Origin of the sequence: Devosia sp. Root105 (assembly GCF_001424865.1) — a bacterium.
In the GTDB taxonomy this organism is placed as follows: Bacteria; Pseudomonadota; Alphaproteobacteria; order Rhizobiales; family Devosiaceae; genus Devosia_A.
This window is the reverse complement of sequence record NZ_LMCR01000001.1, coordinates 364,328-380,610: the sequence shown is the minus strand read 5'-3', so window position 1 is coordinate 380,610 and position 16,283 is coordinate 364,328. Positions and strand designations below refer to the sequence as shown.

Genomic DNA, 16,283 nt, shown 5'->3' with positions numbered 1-16,283 from the left:
TGCAGCTGTGCCACGCCGACCAAGGTCCGGCCCGTTCAGGTGAATATGACTGTATCGGGGCTTGCTGAGTCCGGCGTCATGCTGCGATGATCGCCGCCATTGCGGGTGTTGGGGGCGATACTATGCGGATATTGACTGGAACTTTACTTGGCGCGCTGCTCTCGACGACCGCATTGCCGGCCTTTGCCGCCGACCTGATCATCGAGGAAACGCCGATCGCGGTGCTCCCGGTGGTGGGTTCGTCTACCGGCTTCTATGTCGGCGCCCATCTCGGGCCGACCATCATCGGCGTGGATTACGATCCGGATGTCGATCCGCCCGAGCTTTACCAGTTTTCGAAACCCAGTCTGACGGCGGGCATCGCATTTGGTTGGGACACCATGCTCGGTTCCAACCTGGTCGGTGGCATTGAGCTACGCTACGACCTGTTCAACGCAGCATTCTCGCCCTACGAGGATGCGCTTGGGGCCGATCTGTACCGCTTCCAGGACACACTCTCGCTGACCGGCAAACTCGGCTACCTCGTCGCGCCTGGGACACAGGTCTATGGCGTACTCGGCTTCGGCTCGGCGGGCTTCTCGGCCTTCGCCGGCCTCGACGATGAAACAGGACGCGCATCTGGGCTCGTTGTCGGCGTGGGCGCCGAGACACGACTGACCGACCTGCTCAGCGCAACGGTGGACGTGCGCTACTTCAGCGCGTTCGATGAATATCTCGTCTCGAACGATACGTCATTCCTGCCGCGCTACCTCGCGGTCACGGCCGGCCTCAAGTTCCGCTTCGACGACGGACTCGGCCACATGGTCGAGGATCCCACCCAGATCGATTTCGACTTCACCGGCCCGAACGTTTCGGTCTCCGCCCTGGCGGTCGCCGCCAGCATGGAGCGCGATATCCTGGTCCCGGGCGCCGACACCGGCCCGTTCTGGAGCGAAGGCGTCGGCGTCGGTATCGGCCTTGGCTACGATTTCGACATCGGCAATGGCTGGGTGATCGGCGCGACTGCCAACCTCGACTACACCCCGCTGGTGTTCGACGACGCGGCGGGCAACTCACCCGACGTGGACGCCCCCACCAAGTTCGCAACAGTGGACACGGTGATCAGCGCCGGCGCGCGCCTGGGCTTCAAGACCAATCCGTCGACGCTGGTCTATGGCAAGCTCGCCATCGCCGGTATCAACACCCACGCCAACGAAGAGTTCTTTGCCCTGGACGGCGGCGGCAGCGCGCTGTTGCCGGCAGTCCAGCTCGGCCTCGGCGTCGAAACCGCGATCGCCGACCAGGTGACGCTCGGTGTCGAGGGTAACTACACCGCGGCGACCAGCCCTCTCGTCGTCAATAACTCGCAGCCTGAACAGGTCGACCTGTGGCCCACCCTGCTGACCGGCAAGGTGACGCTGAAGTACCACTTCTGACCGGCGGTACGCCGCCGGTAACCCTTTGACATCGCCGGGACAAGACGGCTTCGTTGCGAGATGTTAGCCTCCGGCACTTTGCGCGTGGAGGACGAGACATGGCAAGGAAGCCGACCCCTGAGGCAGCTCCGGCTGATGCGGCCAAGGCTGGGGTGGTGTGGCGCGAAGACGCCATGCAGACGCAGTTCGCCAACGTGGTGAACGTGCAGGGCACCCGCGAGCAGGTGGATATCTTCTTCGGCACCAACCGCACCTGGAACGCCGAGTCCGGTGGGCAGGTCACGGTGGAGCTGTCCAACCGCATCATCCTCACCCCGCTTGCCGCCAAGCGCCTCTCGACCATTCTCGCCAATGTCCTGCGCGAGCACGAGCGCCGCTACGGCACGCTCGAGGTCGAATAAGCACGACATGTCATGAGCGACAGACGCCAGGCGCTGGAGGATCGGGACGAGGCCGAAATCATCACGCGGCCTGCCGGTTCCTCTGACGGCGCGCTCTGGCGGCAGCTGCTGGGCTCGGACGAGCCGCAGGGCTTCGCCGCCGCCTTCCTGGCCCTGCAGGCGCAGCAACTGGCTGGCGTGCGCTCGAGCGCCGTGTTCGAGATCGCGGCCGGCGGTCTGAAGCCACTGGCGATGTGGCCAGCCAACGCGGCGATTGCCGATCTCGAAAGCCTCGCCGCCCTGGCGGTTACCGAGCAGCGTCCGGTATTGCGCCAGGCTGGTCGCGGCGCGCGATCGCGCCGGGTCATTGCCCAGCCGGTGGAGGCCGGCGGCAAGCCCGTTGCCGTCGCCGTGGTGGCGCTGAGCGTCGATGATGACGATGCCGAGGCGCCGGCGCGGCAGATGCGCCAGCTGCAATGGAGCATCGCCTGGCTGCGCGAGTATTTCCAGCGCGGCGGCGATGCGGACCTGCGCGGGGAGCGCGACCGGTCGCGCGCTACGCTCGAGCTGCTCGCCACCGTGGTCGATCGGGGCGATTTCCGCACCGCGGCGCTGGCCGCGGTCACCGAAATGGCGCTGCGCTTCGGCTGCTCGCGCGTCAGCCTCGGCTTTGTGCGCTGGGGCCGCACCCACGTCGCCGCCATCTCGCACACCTCGACCTTCTCCACCCGGATCCAGCTGGTGCAGCAGATCAGCGGCGCGATGGACGAAGCCATCGACCAGAAGTCGATCCTGCGCTACCCGCCGGCCCCCGAGGATGTGGTGTTCACCACGGCGCATGCCGCGCTCGCCGCCGCGCACAAGGGCGGCAACATCCTCACCGTGCCGCTGCTGGTGGTCGACAGCTTTGCCGGCGCGATCTGCTTCGAGCGTCCGGTCGAGCAGCCGTTCGACGAGGAGACGGTGCGCCTGCTCAGCGTCGTGGCGGCCGCCCTCGGCCCGGTGCTGACCGAGAAGCGCCGCAATGACCGCTGGCTGGTGGTCAAAGCCTGGGACAGCCTGACCCAGCAACTGCAGAGGCTGCTCGGCCCCGGGCACCTGGGCCGCAAAGTGGTGGCGCTCCTAGCGCTCATCGTGGTGGCGGTGCTGTCGTTCTGGACCGATACGTTCCATGTCGTCGCCGACGCGCAGCTCGAGCCGGCCGAACGGCGCGCCGTGGTCTCCGCCTATGATGGCTACGTGCAGACCGCATCCGCCCGCGCCGGCGACCTGGTCAAGGCCGGGCAGGAACTCGCCAGCCTCGAGGATCGCGAGCTCAGCCTCGAACGGCTCCGCTGGGTCACCGAGCGCCAGCAGCATCAGTTCGAATATGACCGGGCGCTGGCCTCACGGCAGCCGGCCAATATCAACATCGTCAAAACCCAGATCGAGCAGGCCGACGCGCAGATCCGCCTGATCGACGAGCAGATCGCCCGCACCCGGCTGATCGCGCCGTTCGATGGGCTGGTGGTGCGCGGGGACCTCAGCCAGCGGATCGGCGCCTCGGTCGGGCGCGGCGAAACGCTGTTCGAACTCTCGCCGCTCTCGGGATATCGCGTCGTGGTGACCGTCGGCGAACGCGATATCGGTGAGCTCACGGTCGGCCAGCCCGGCGAGGCGGTGTTTGCCTCGCTGCCCGAAGAACCCATCCCGATCGTCATCGATCGGATCACCCCGGTGGCGCTGGAACACGCCGGCGGCGTCGGCTTCCGGGTCGAGGCCACCATATCGGGCGATCTTTCCCGGCTCCGCCCCGGCATGACCGGCGTGGCCCGGGTGGCGATCGATCGCCGGCCGGTGATCGCCATCTGGCTCAGGCCCTTCCTCGACTGGATGGGCCTCGTCTGGTGGCGGCTGGTGCCGTAGGCGCGCCATGGCCCAGTCGCTGTTCAGCTCCTCGTGGTATCGCGTCAGTGGCTTGCAGCCGCGGCTGCGCGGCCAGGCGCGCATCCACCGGCAGCGCTTCCGGCGCCGCATCTGGTACGTGCTCGAGGACCAGCAGAACGGCAAGTTCCATCGGCTGTCGTCCGCGGCCAACCTGGCTGTGGCGCTGATGGATGGCCGGCGCAGCATGGAACAGATCTGGGACATGGTGGGCCAGAAGGCCGGCGACGACCCACCGACCCAGGATGAGATGATCCTGCTGCTCTCGCAGCTGCACGCCGCCGACCTGCTGCAGACCGAACTGCCGCCGGATTTCACCGAGCTGGCGGAGCGTTCCGCCAAGACCGCGCGCAGCAACGTCATGTCGCGGCTGAAGAACCCCTTGGCGTTGCGCATGCCGCTATGGGATCCGGACCGCTTCCTCGAAGCCACGGCCTGGCTGGTGCGGCCGATCTTCACCGTCTACGGCCTCCTCGCCTGGATAGCACTGGTGATTTCAGGCCTCGTCGTCGTCGCGCTCAACTGGGGCGCGCTGCAGGCCGCCGCCGGCGGTCAGCTGATGAGCGCCGGGAACCTGGCGATGATCGCCCTCGCCTACCCGGTGGTGAAGGCGCTGCACGAAGCCGGGCACGCCTATGCCGCCAAGGTGTTCGGTGGCCATGTGCACGAATTCGGCCTGATGCTGCTGATCCTCGTGCCGGCGCCCTATGTCGATGCCACGGCCGCCACGGCCTTCGCCAGCAAGTGGCAGCGTATCGTGGTCAGCGGCGCCGGCATCATGGTCGAGTTCGGCCTCGCCGCGCTCGCGGCGATCTTCTGGGCCAGCGCCGAGCCCGGGCTGGCGCGCGAAATCGCCTTCAGTGTCATGCTGATCGGCGGCGTCTCGACGCTGTTGTTCAACGGCAACCCGCTGCTCCGCTTCGACGGCTATTACGTGTTCATGGATTGGCTGGAGATCCCCAATCTCGCCACCCGGGCCAATCGCTATGTCGGCTACCTGGTGCAGCGTTATGCCTTCGGGCTGACCCAGACCGAGAACCCCTCGCATGAGCCTTCGGAACGGGTCTGGCTGTTCTTTTATGCCATCCTTGCCTTCATCTACCGCATCGTCTTGAGCCTCGGCATTGCGCTGCTCATCGCCACCCAGCTGTTCTTCATCGGCGTGCTGCTGGCGATCCTCACGCTCTCCACCACATTCGTGATCCCGGCGGCCAAGATGCTGGGCTACCTGTTCTCGTCGCCGGCCCTGCACAACAAGCGGCGGCGCGCCCTGACGGTGAGCGGCGCGGCGCTGGCGCTGTGCGTGATCCTCGTCGGGCTGTTGCCGCTGCCCTATGCAACGGTGGCGCAGGGCGTTGTCTGGCTGCCGGGCGAGGATGAGGTGCGGGCCGGCACGGCCGGCATCGTCACCGAGTTCATGGCCGCCGATGGGGCGAGCGTTGCCGCCGGCGCGCCGCTGCTGCAACTCGAGGATGCCGGCATCGCGGCCCGGCGCGCGGTCATCGATGCGCGTCTCGCCGAGCTCAGCCTGCGCTACGAGGCCCTGCAGTTCACCGATCGTGTGCAGGCAGCCGAGACGCTGCAGCAACGCGACCACGTCGAGGCGCAGCGCCGCGATCTCGACACGCGCGAGGCGGCGCTGCTGGTTGCCGCCCGGGCCGGCGGGCGGTTCATCGCCGTTGGTCCCAACCTCGTCGGCCGCTACGTCCGCCAGGGCGAACTGCTGGGCTATGTGGTGAGTTCGGAAGACCCGATCATCCGGGTGGTAATTCCGCAATCCGAGGTCGATCTGGTGCGGGCCCGCACCGACGGCGTCGAGGTGCGCTATTCCTTTGATCCGGGCACCGCCTTGCCGGGCAGCGTCACCCGCGAAGTGCCGACCGGGCAGAACGACCTGCCCAGCCTCGCCCTCGCGGCGCGGGCCGGCGGCGATATCGCCGTCACCCACAGCGCCGACGGCACGCCCGTGGCGCTCGAGCGGCTGTTCGTGATCGACGTGACGACCAAGCGCCCCGAGGGGCTCCTCGCCTATGGGGCGCGCGCCTATGTGCGCTTCGACCATGGCGCCGAGCCGGTCTACCAGAGGCTGCAGCGTGCCGTACGGCAGACGCTGTTGCGGGTGTTCGGTGCCTGACGCGCCCGCCTCGAGCTTCGCGCTGCCGGCGCTGAAGCCCTATCCGGTGGTGCTGCCGCCGGAGCGCAAGGGGCTCGATAAGCACGCCCATGCGCTGCTCGCGCGCCTCAGCCTGCCCTTCGCGCGCCGCCACCTGCTGGCGCTGCAGCATGCCGTGCGGGTGGCCGGCAGGCTGGAGCCGCAGTTCGCCGGTCTCGATGACGCGGCCCTCGACCGGGCGGCCCGCGATGTGTCGATGCGCCTCCGGCGCCATGGCGTCGAGAAGATGCCGCTGCGCGCCGAAGCGCTGGCGCTGATCCGCGAGGTGACGCAACGCACCCTCGGCAATCGCGCCTATGACGTGCAGCTCCTCGGGGCGGCGACGCTGATGGCCGGGCACATCGCCGAAATGGCCACCGGCGAGGGCAAGACCATGACCGCGGCGATGGCCGCGGCCCTCACCGCCCTTGCCGGGCGGCCCGTGCATGTGGTCACCGTCAACGATTATCTCGCTGAGCGCGATGCCGAACTCGGCCAGCCATTGTTCAGCCGGCTCGGCTTTACGCTCGGGATCGTCGTTTCCGGCCAGCAGCTGGCCGAGCGGCAGGCCGCCTATGCCTCCGACATCGTCTACTGCACCAACAAGGAACTGACCTTCGACGCGCTGCGCGACCGGCTGGTGCTCGGCGATGACGACGGCGACACGCGGCTGCGCTTCGAGGCGTTGCGAGGCGAAGACACCCGGCAGAAGAAGCTCCGGATGCGCGGCCTCGTCGCTGCCATTGTCGACGAGGCGGACAGCGTGCTGGTCGACGAAGCGCGCACCCCGTTGATCATCTCGGAAAGTGCCCCACTGCCATTCGACCTTGCCGCGGCCCAGGAAGCGCTCAGGCTGGCCGAGCTGCTGCAGCAGGGGCGCGATTACGAGGTGGTGGCGCTCGAGCATCGCGTCGGCCTGACGCCCTCCGGCCGCGAGACCATTGCCGATTTCGCCCAGGGGCGCGGTGAGCAGTGGCGCGGCGTGATCCGGCGCGAAGAGCTGATCCGCCAGGCCATCTCGGCCATCCGGCTGTTCCATCGCGACCACCACTACATGGTGCGCGAGAAGAAGGTGGTGATCATCGACGAGCATACCGGCCGCGCCATGCCCGACCGCAGCTGGAGCGACGGTCTGCACCAGCTGGTCGAGATCAAGGAAGGGCTGGAGCCGAGCGCAGCGCGGCGGACGCTCGCCCGCATGACCTACCAGCGCTTCTTCCGCCGCTACCAGTATCTGGGCGGGCTCACCGGCACGGCAAGCCAGGTCGCCGGCGAACTGAAGCTGGTCTATGGTCTCGACGTCGTCCCCATCCCCACCCACCGCAAGCTCCAGCGGGTGACGGTGCCCGCCAGCGTCCATGGTTCGGCCGAGCGCCACTGGCAGGCCGTCATCGAGCGGGTTCGCCAACTGCATGAGCGCGGCGCCCCGGTGCTGATCGGCACGCGGTCGGTCGCCTCTTCGATCGAAGCCGGCAAGCGCCTCGGCGAGGCCGGCCTGCCGCATCAGGTGCTCAACGCCCGGCAGGATGCAACCGAAGCCGAGATCATCGCTGGGGCCGGCAATCGCGGCGCCATCACCATCGCCACCAACATGGCGGGGCGGGGGACCGACATCAAGCTCGGCCCCGGCGTCGAGGAATTGGGCGGCCTGCATGTGGTGATGATCGAGCGGCACGAAGCGCGCCGCATCGACCGGCAGTTGGCCGGGCGCAGCGGCCGCCAGGGGCAACGTGGCCGGTTCGAGCCGATCCTGTCGGTCGAGGATCCGATCCTCGTCGATGGCGGCGGCAAGTGGCTGGCCGGCATGGCGCGCGGCGTTTTGGCGGTGCTCGGTTCGCGCGGCGCGGCGTTCTGCATCAACCTGGCCCAGCTGCGTCTCGAGCGCACCCATGCCGGCATGCGGCGGTCGCTCTTGCGCAGCGACGCGCAACAGGCCAAGACCCTCGCCTTCTCAGGACGTGGAGAATAAGCATGCGGCTCGCCGCTCTCTGCCTGTTGCTCGGTTTCACCCTCGCGGCCCCGGTCGTGGCGCAGGACAGCACCACGGGGCTCTTCGATTGCGTGGCGAGCCCGGCGCGGACGGTCAAGCTCGGCAGCCCGGTCACCGGGCTCCTCGCCGAGATGAAGGTGCGGCGCGGCGACCCGGTGGAAGCCGGCCAGCCGGTAGCGCGGCTCGAATCCTCCGTCGAGGAGGCCAATGTCCGCCTTGCCGAAACCGAAGCCGACGCCGGCGAGGCGATCGCGGCGCAACGTCAGCGGCTCGACGTGGCGCTGGCAACGCTGGAGCGTTCCCGCGCCCTGCTCGAGTCCGGCTCGGTCACCCGCTCGCGGATCGATGAGCTCGAGGCGGCAGTGGAGATCACCCGGCTCGATCTCGCCGGGGAAGAGCGCAAGGCCGAACTGGCCGCGCAGGAACTGGTGCGGCAGCGGGCCATGCTGGATCGGATGACCATTCACGCGCCGATCGCTGGCGTCGTCACCTCGATCGATACCCAGGTCGGCGAGTTCGTCCGCCAGGACTCGATCATCGCCACCATCGTCCAGACCGATCCGCTGCTGGTCGATGCCTATCTGCCCACCGAATTGTGGGCGAGCACCAAGCTCGGCGCCGACGTCGCGGTGGAGATCGACCGTCCGGAACCGGTCAAGCTCAAGGGCCGGATCATCGTCGTCGACTCGGTCTTCGACACGGCATCCAACACTTTCGGTGTCCGCGTCGAACTGCCCAACCCCGGCAGCACCATCCCCGGCGGGCAACGCTGCCGGCTGGATCTTGGGGACGGCTGAGCCCGGCGCAACAACGTTGTCGCCCTGATCAGTTCCGGCCGAGGATGCTGTCGGCGGCCTTCTCGGCGATCATGATCACCGGTGAGTTGGTATTGCCCGAGACGATCGTCGGCATGATCGAGGCATCGACGACCCGCAACCCCGCAAGGCCGCGGACCCGCAACTGGCTGTCGACCACCGCCATGGCGTCGTCGCCCATCCGGCAGGTGCCGACCGGGTGGAAGATCGTCGTCGCGATGTCGCCGGCTTTCCTCGCGAGGTCGGCATCGTCCTCGAACCCGGGGCCGGGGAGGAATTCTTCCGGCTCGAACTGAGCGACGGCCCGGGTCCGCATCAGCGTCCGCGCATGCCGGATCGAGTTGGCAGCGACCAGCCGGTCATTCTCGGTGGCAAGGTAGTTGGGCCGGATCTTCGCCGCAGCCGCTGGGTCCGGGCTTTCCATGTGGACGGTGCCGCGGCTCTCGGGGCGGAGGTTGCAGACCGACACCGTCACCGCCTCGAAGCGGTGCAGCGGCTCGCCCAGCCGGTCGGTCGACAGCGGCTGCACGTGATACTCGAGGTCGGGGGTCGCCAGGCGCGGGTTCGAGCGCGCGAAGATGCCGAGCTGGCTCGGCGCCATCGACAGGGGACCCGAGCGCCTCAGCGCATATTCGAGCCCCATGCCGGCGCGGCTGACGAGGTTATGGTAGCGCCCGTTCAGCGTCTTCGCGTGCTTCACCTTGAACACGGTGCGGATCTGCAGGTGGTCCTGCAGGTTCTCGCCCACCCCATTGAGCTGGTGGCGCACGGCGATGCCGAGCCGCCCCAGCACCTCGGGCCGGCCAATGCCGGAGAGCTCGAGCAGCTTGGGCGAGTTGATCGCCCCGGCTGACAGGATCACCTCGCGCCCGGCCGTCGCCTCGACCAGCCGTCCGCGGTGGCGGAAGCGCACGCCGGTGGCCTTGCTGCCGTTGAGCAGGATGGCCTCGGTCTCGGCGCCGGTCAGCACCTGAAGATTGGGCCGTTTCAGCGCCGGGCGCAGGAAGGCCTTCGAAGTATTCCAGCGCACGCCGGCGCGCTGGTTCACCTCGAAATAGCCCGAGCCGAAATTGTCGCCGGCATTAAAGTCGGTGACCCGCGGAATGCCGAGCTCCTCGGCCGCCGCCTGGAACGCATCGAGGATCGGCCAGCTCAGCCGCTGCTGCTCCACCCGCCATTCGCCGCCGCCACCATGCTGCGCCGAGCTGCCACCATGGTGGTCCTCGGATTTCAGGAAGTAGGGCAGCACATCGTCCCAGCCCCAGCCGGAATTGCCCAGCTGTCGCCAGCCGTCATAGTCGGCGGCCTGGCCGCGCATATAGATCATGCCGTTGATCGATGAGCAGCCGCCCAGCAGCTTGCCGCGCGGATAGTTGAGCGAGCGGCCGTTGAGCCCAGGCTCCGGCTCGGTCCGCATCATCCAGTCGGTGCGCGGGTTGCCCATCGTGTAGAGGTAGCCGATCGGGATATCGACCCAGTGGTAGCGGTCGCTGCCACCCGCCTCGAGCAGCAGCACCCGGTTACGAGGATCGGCGCTCAGCCGGTTGGCCAGCACGCACCCCGCCGAACCCGCGCCGACGATGATATAGTCGAAGGTCCCAAAACTCTCAGTCACTACTGCCGGCCCATTTCCGCCCAGACCGGCTGCATCGCGCGCGCCAGCTGCTCATAGAGGCCATAACGGCGGGCATAATGCGAGCCGCTTTCCCGGTCGGGCGCAAACTGCCTCGCCGGCGCAGTCATCGCCCGGGCGCCCTCCGCATAGTCGTGGAACAGGCCCACCCCGGTCGCCGCCGCGATCGCCGCGCCAAGCGCTCCGGTCTCGCGTCCGCGCGCCACCGTCACCGGCAACTCGAGGATATCGGCGAACATCTGCGGCCACACCGCGCTGCGCGAGCCGCCACCCGACAGCGTCACATCGCGGATGCCGATCCCGGCCCGCTGCAGCACCTCGACATGGCCGCGATGGCCGAAGGCCACGCCTTCGAACAGTGCGCGCATCAGGTGCGCCTTGCTGTGCCAGCCGGCGATGCCATAGAAGCCGGCGCGAGCGTTGCCGTCCCACGGCGCGCCATAGAGGTAGGGGTGATAGATCGGCACATCGGCCGCCGCGTCGACCGACGCCACCAGCTCGCCCGCCCTGTCGAACGGCTTGTCTTCGTTGTGCATGAACTGGTGCACGATCCATTCGAGGTTGGCGGCGGAAGTGGCGCTCGATTCGATGGCGAGCCAGCGGCTGCGATCGAAGCTCGACTGCATGAACACCCTGTCATCGTCGACCGGCGCATCGCAGATCACCTGGTTGATGCTCCAGGTGCCGGCGATGATCGAGGCGGCGCCCGTGGCGGTCACCCCCGACCCCACGGCGCTCGCCACCACGTCGAACAGCCCGGCGACCACCGGCGTGCCGGCAGCAAGGCCGGTGAGGGCCGCAACGTCCTCGGTGACGTGGCCCGCGATGTCGCTGCTCTCCAGCACGTCGGGCAGTAGTGGCATGGCGTCCTCGAGCCCATAAGCCGCCAACAGCTCGACCGAGTAACGGCGCGATGGAATGGCCAAGAGCCCGCAGCCGCTCATATCGGTGGTGTCGGTGACGCGGGCGCCGGTCAGCCGGCCGACGACGAAATCCTTGCACAGCAGCACCGTGCCGATCTCGGCATAGAGGTCAGGACGATGCCGCTTGATCCAGGCGAGCAGTGTCGGGGTCTGCGCCCCCCACGGCTTCTGCCGGGCAATCGGCAGGACGCGGTCGCCGACCCCGGCAGCGTGCCACTCGCCGGCGAGGCCGGCGGCGCGGGTGTCGAGCGACTGGATGCCGAGCAGCGGCTTGCCGGCGCGATCGAGCGCATAGAGCCCGTTACCGTGCCCGGCGCAGCCGATGGCGCGGATATCCCGCGCATCGACGCCTGACTTCTCGATGCAGCTCCGGATCACCGTGATGGCGTTGCGCCAGAGTTCGTCGAGGTCGCGTTCGACCTGGCCCGGCGCCGGCATCGAGGATTGGCCGTCGAGCGCCGCGACGGCGAGCTCGCGTCCGGTGGTATCGAACAGGATCGCCTTGATGACGGTGTTGCCGGCATCGAGGCCGAGGAGATAGTCGGTCATGGTCAGCCCTGCTGGTAGCGCGCCCAGGCGTCGCCGCCGCTGGCGTTGTCGTGGATGATGGCCATCAGCCCGCGCACTACGGCGGCCGGGTTGGCGTGCTGGTAGATGTTGCGGCCATAGACCATGCCGAGAGCCCCCTGCCGCATCAGCGCCGCCGACTTGTCGAACACGGCGCGAAGGTCCTCCTTGCCGCCGCCACGCACCAGCACCGGGCAGCGCGCCGCCTCGACCACCCAGTGGAAATCCTCGGCATTGTTGGTCGGGTCGGCCTTGATGATGTCGGCGCCCATTTCGCGGGCCAGCCGGGTCAGCGTCACGATCTTTTCGGCGTCCCCATCCACCATATAGCCGCCGCGCTCGGAATTGCCCTGCATCACCAGCGGCTCGATCATCAGCGGCATGCCGTACCTCTCGCACTCGGCCCGCACCCGCGAAATGTTGGCGACGCACTGGCGGAACAGGTCCGGCTCGTCGGGCAGCATGAAGAGATTCACCACGACGCACGCGGCGTCCAGCTGCAGCGCACCGATCAACGGTTCGGCCTCGTTCTGCAACAGCGCCCACATCGAGCGGTGCCGCTGCTTGTTGTAGGGGTTGCCCATGTCGAGCCGCATCACCAGCGCCGGCTTCTCTTTGCCCGGCATCTCCTGCAGCAGGTCGGCCTGGCCGTAATTCATCTGGATGGCGTCCGGCCCTGCCGCGACCAGCGCGGAGACAACGGCTGGCATATTCTCGAGGCCGTCGAGGAAGCTCGGCTCGTTGCACACCCCATGGTCGATGGCGACATCGAGGCAGCGGCCCTGGCCGAACAGGCGGTTCATGCGGACTTTGTGGTTTGCCATTCGGCGGTCCCCGGATTGCGAGAAATGAGGGTGGCTTCGTCGAGCCCATGCCGATCGGCGAGCTCGCTGAGACATGCGGCGCGGGCTGCTGCGCGCCGGGCGGCGTCCCAGCCCTTCAGCTGGCCCAGCTGCGCCAGCGTCGCGTCGATGGCGGCCATCGACAGCGCGCCGGTAATGGCGATGGTGGTGCGGCGCAGCAGCAGGTCACAGAGCGTCTCCACATGTTCGGTACGGATCAGGTGGTCGATTTCGCGGCGCGAATAGCTGGTGCCCGGGATGGGCTGGTCGCTCCCGCTGCCAATCTCGATGGCCACCGGCTTTGCCCCGGTGCCATAGCGTTCCAGCAGTTCGGCGACGCGCCCCGGTGCAACGCCGGTGTCAGCGGCCACCTTCGCCGACCACGCGCCGGGATCGGCCGGAAAGTCGCGACCACCACCGATCGGCAGGTCCTCGGTATCGGCAGTGCGGACCAGCTCCAGGCGCTCGAGCACCATATCGGCGGCCAGCGCGCCGAACGAGCGGAAGGTGGTCCACTTGCCGCCGATCATGCAGAGCGTCGGGATCGCGCCCTCGACCATCTGGCAGAAATGATCGCGCGGGATGCGCCCGGTAATGCTGTCGGCGCTGGCCGGCAGCGGACGCACGCCGGCAAAGCGGAAGACGATCTCGTCATGCGCGACGCGGATGGTCGGGAACACCTGCGCCAGCGAGGCGAGGATGTAGTCGCGCTCGTCATCGTCGCAGCGCACGCTGTCCGGATCGTCGACGCGGATGTCGGTCGAGCCAACCAGCACATTGCCCAGATAGGGAAAGACGATGCAGATCCGGCCGTCCTCGTTCTCGTAATAGACCATATGCCCGTCGAGCGCCCGGGTGAGCTCGGCATTGGCGACCACCAGGTGCGAACCCTTGGTGCCGCCCAGCATCGGGGCATTGCTGGCGCCGATGGCGGCATTGGTGAGGTCGATCCAGCCGCCGGTGGCGTTGACGATCAGCTGCGGCGCGATCGGTACGGTGGTGCCGTCGATGCGGTCGCGCAAGACGAGCCCGCCAGCCTCGCGGGCAATTTCCGCGTGGTTCAATGCGATGGCGTTGTCACCCGCCGCATCGCGCAGCATCTCGATGCCGAGCCGCTCCGGCCGGCTGACCCAGGCGTCGAAATAGGTGGCTGATGCCGTGACCGCCGGGTTGAGCGCCGGCCAGCGCTTCAGCGTCGCGCCGCGCGAGCGGAACTCATGCGCGGGCAGGGCGCGCCGGCCGCCGGTGAACAGGTCATAGAGCGTCAGCCCGGCTTTGATCACCACCGCGCCGCGCCTTGCCGGTTGCCGGGTCAGCCCGAGGAAGCGGAAGGCGCCATTGAGCAGCCCCGAGAACGTATCGAAGATCGGCACCGTGGTCGGCAGCGGCGCGACGAAATGCGGCGCGTTCTGCAGCAGCCGGTCGCGCTCCAGGAGGCTCTCGCGCACCAGCTTGAACTCGCCATTCTCGAGATAGCGCAGCCCGCCATGCACCATGCGCGACAGCGCGGCGCTCGCTCCCGAGCAGAAGTCGGATTTTTCGGCCAGCACCACGTCGACGCCGTTGAGGGCGAGTTCGCGATAGACCGAGATGCCGTTGATGCCGCCGCCGATCACCAGCACCGACATGGCGGGGCGGGCCTTGAGCCGCGCGATGCTGTCCGCCCGGTTCATGCGATGGCCACGAGGTGTGCTGTTGCCGCCCGGTCGATCACCGCCAGCTCGTCGCTGCCAAGCACCAGTTCACCGGCGCGCGCATTGTCGATCGCCTGCGCCGGGTTGCGCGCCCCGCAGAGCGCAAAGCTAATGCCGGGCTGCTGCAGCGTCCAGGCGATCACCAGCTGCGCCACGCTGGCACCCCTCGCTGCCGCGAGCGGCGCGATCTCTGCCGCGAAGGCCTGCGCATGGCACCGGTTCTCGACCGAAAAGCGCGGGTCGTCGCGCCGCTGGTCGTCGCCGGTGAACTGGCGCTCTGCCGACACCGTGCCGGTGAGCAGCCCCAGCGCCAGCGAGGAATAGCTGAGCGTCGCGACCTCATGCCGTGTCGCGATCGGCAACAGCGTCTGCTCGATGCCGCGATCGAGCATCGAGTATCGCTCCTCTATCGCATCGAGCTGCCCGGCGGCCACGTAACTCGAAAGCTCCGTGGCATCGAGATTGCTCGCCCCGATCGCCCGGATCTTGCCGGCCTGCTTCAGCTCGAGCAGCGCCGCCATCGTCTCGACGACCGGCGTGGTCGGGTCCTGCCAATGGGTGATGTAGAGATCGATATGGTCGGTGCCGAGGCGCTTCAGGCTCTGCTCGACCTCCCAGGCAATGCCGTCGGCGCCCAGATAGCGGTGCACCGGCTTGCCGGCTTCGTCGAAGAAGTGGTTGCCCTTGCCGTGCTGCCAGTTGAGCCCGCATTTGGTGGCGATCACCACCTGGTCGCGCTTGCCGCGGATCGCCGCGCCGACCAGCTCTTCGCTGCGGCCGAGGCCGTAAGCCGGGGCGGTGTCGATCAGCGAGATGCCGGCATCGATCGAGGCTTCGATCGCCTTGATGGCGGCGGCTTCGTCGGTGCCGCCCCACATCCAGCCCCCGATGGCCCAGGTGCCAAGGCCGACGGCCGATGCGGAAATGCCGGAGCGGCCGATCAGGCGAGTAAGCTGAGTCACGAATGGGCCTCGGAAAGTGCAATGACGCTGCGGGCGGTGGCCTCGTCGGTCACCAGCGTGTCGAGATGGTTGCCGCGCATGGCGGCGAGGATCGGCGCGGCCTTGTTGGGGCCGCTGGCGACGCCGATGGCGTGCGGGATGCCGGCCAGCTCTTCGAGCGTCAGCGCCACGAGGTTGCGGTTGGGCGCGTAGTCGGCGAGCCGTCCCTCGCCGTCGATCAGGTGGGCCAGCAACTCGCCCGCCGCACCCGAGCGCTCGATATCCCGCCGGTCGTCCGACGAGGTGGGGAGCAGGTCGTAATAGCTGGAATCGTCGCTGAGGATCGAGCCGATGCCGACGATCGCGAGGTCCGCCTCGCGGGCCCGGCGCAGCACCTCGCCCACCGAGCGCATGCTCATCACCATGCTGCGTTCCGCCTCGCTGTCGGCAAACAGCGGCGCGTGCATCTGGTAGGCGCGGCCGCCCAGCTTGTCGGCCAGCGTCGTCGCGATGTGGTTGACGTCGGTATAGTGCTTGCCCTGCACCAGCCCGGTCGCCGGCACCACCTCGACATCGTAGCGGCGGGGTGGCTTGATCCCGGCAATCAGCGCGCTCAGCCCCTTGCCGCCGGTGACGCAGAGCCGGTCGCCATCCTTGATCAGGTCGAGCACCAGGTTCGCCGCCACCGTGCCGACGCTCTGCAGCGTCGTCTGCGGATTGTCCGACACTGTCGGCGCGACGAGGGCCCGGCTGATGCCGCCGATGGCGCAGAGCTGCTCTTCGATGCCGACCAGGTGCTCGATCGGCGATTTGATCTTGATCTCGACCAGCCCGAGCGCCCGGCCACGCTTGATCAGCCGGTTGACGGTGGCATGGCTGATGCCAAGCACTGTCGCGATCTCCGCCTGGGTCTGGCCTTCGACGAAGTGCATGACAAGCGCCTGGTGCATCTGCCGGGCTGCGGCGATGTCGTCGCGGGTGGAACTGGGGGCCATGGGAGTGCTTTCT

Annotated in this window: 12 protein-coding genes; 6 read left to right on the top strand and 6 right to left on the bottom strand. The window is 68.2% G+C overall.

The window, feature by feature from the left end; genetic code table 11:
• The first annotated feature begins 122 nt into the window (after window positions 1-122).
• From ASC68_RS01770 to ASC68_RS01745, 6 genes are all read left to right on the top strand, one after another.
• Complete coding sequence (locus ASC68_RS01770; RefSeq protein ID WP_197421006.1) at window positions 123-1,415, top strand: outer membrane beta-barrel protein; 1,293 nt, start codon at window positions 123-125, stop codon at window positions 1,413-1,415.
• Between the two features lie 98 nt (window positions 1,416-1,513).
• Window positions 1,514-1,816, top strand: coding sequence for a DUF3467 domain-containing protein (locus ASC68_RS01765; RefSeq protein ID WP_055873839.1), 303 nt, complete (start codon window positions 1,514-1,516; stop codon window positions 1,814-1,816).
• 12 nt (window positions 1,817-1,828) lie between these two features.
• Window positions 1,829-3,700, top strand: coding sequence for an efflux RND transporter periplasmic adaptor subunit (locus ASC68_RS01760; protein WP_055873836.1), 1,872 nt, complete (start codon window positions 1,829-1,831; stop codon window positions 3,698-3,700).
• Between the two features lie 7 nt (window positions 3,701-3,707).
• Window positions 3,708-5,852: a peptidase M50 gene (locus ASC68_RS01755; protein WP_055873832.1), complete on the top strand. Its 2,145-nt coding sequence runs from the start codon at window positions 3,708-3,710 to the stop codon at window positions 5,850-5,852.
• Complete coding sequence (locus tag ASC68_RS01750) at window positions 5,845-7,839, top strand: hypothetical protein (RefSeq protein ID WP_055873829.1); 1,995 nt, start codon at window positions 5,845-5,847, stop codon at window positions 7,837-7,839. Before ASC68_RS01755 ends, ASC68_RS01750 begins: the two co-directional genes overlap by 8 nt.
• Window positions 7,840-7,841: 2 nt before the next feature.
• Window positions 7,842-8,657, top strand: coding sequence for an efflux RND transporter periplasmic adaptor subunit (locus tag ASC68_RS01745; RefSeq protein ID WP_082527821.1), 816 nt, complete (start codon window positions 7,842-7,844; stop codon window positions 8,655-8,657).
• 28 nt (window positions 8,658-8,685) lie between these two features.
• Here the strand turns inward: ASC68_RS01745 and ASC68_RS01740 are convergent, their stop codons facing one another.
• From ASC68_RS01740 to ASC68_RS01715, 6 genes are read right to left on the bottom strand one after another with little or no spacing between them, the layout of a single operon-like run.
• A complete protein-coding gene (locus ASC68_RS01740; protein ID WP_055873826.1) occupies window positions 8,686-10,290 on the bottom strand; it encodes a GMC family oxidoreductase N-terminal domain-containing protein in 1,605 nt (534 codons plus the stop codon).
• Window positions 10,290-11,780: an FGGY-family carbohydrate kinase gene (locus ASC68_RS01735; protein WP_055873822.1), complete on the bottom strand. Its 1,491-nt coding sequence runs from the start codon at window positions 11,778-11,780 to the stop codon at window positions 10,290-10,292. The genes ASC68_RS01740 and ASC68_RS01735 overlap by 1 nt, the downstream gene beginning before the upstream one ends.
• A 2-nt stretch (window positions 11,781-11,782) precedes the next feature.
• A complete protein-coding gene (locus ASC68_RS01730) occupies window positions 11,783-12,601 on the bottom strand; it encodes an aldolase (protein ID WP_055873819.1) in 819 nt (272 codons plus the stop codon).
• On the bottom strand, window positions 12,598-14,313 hold the full coding sequence (locus ASC68_RS01725) for a glycerol-3-phosphate dehydrogenase/oxidase (protein WP_055873816.1): 1,716 nt from the start codon (window positions 14,311-14,313) through the stop codon (window positions 12,598-12,600). The genes ASC68_RS01730 and ASC68_RS01725 overlap by 4 nt, the downstream gene beginning before the upstream one ends.
• A complete protein-coding gene (locus ASC68_RS01720) occupies window positions 14,310-15,296 on the bottom strand; it encodes an aldo/keto reductase (RefSeq protein WP_055873813.1) in 987 nt (328 codons plus the stop codon). The genes ASC68_RS01725 and ASC68_RS01720 overlap by 4 nt, the downstream gene beginning before the upstream one ends.
• Complete coding sequence (locus ASC68_RS01715; RefSeq protein ID WP_055873810.1) at window positions 15,293-16,270, bottom strand: sugar-binding transcriptional regulator; 978 nt, start codon at window positions 16,268-16,270, stop codon at window positions 15,293-15,295. Before ASC68_RS01715 ends, ASC68_RS01720 begins: the two co-directional genes overlap by 4 nt.
• Window positions 16,271-16,283: the final 13 nt, after the last annotated feature.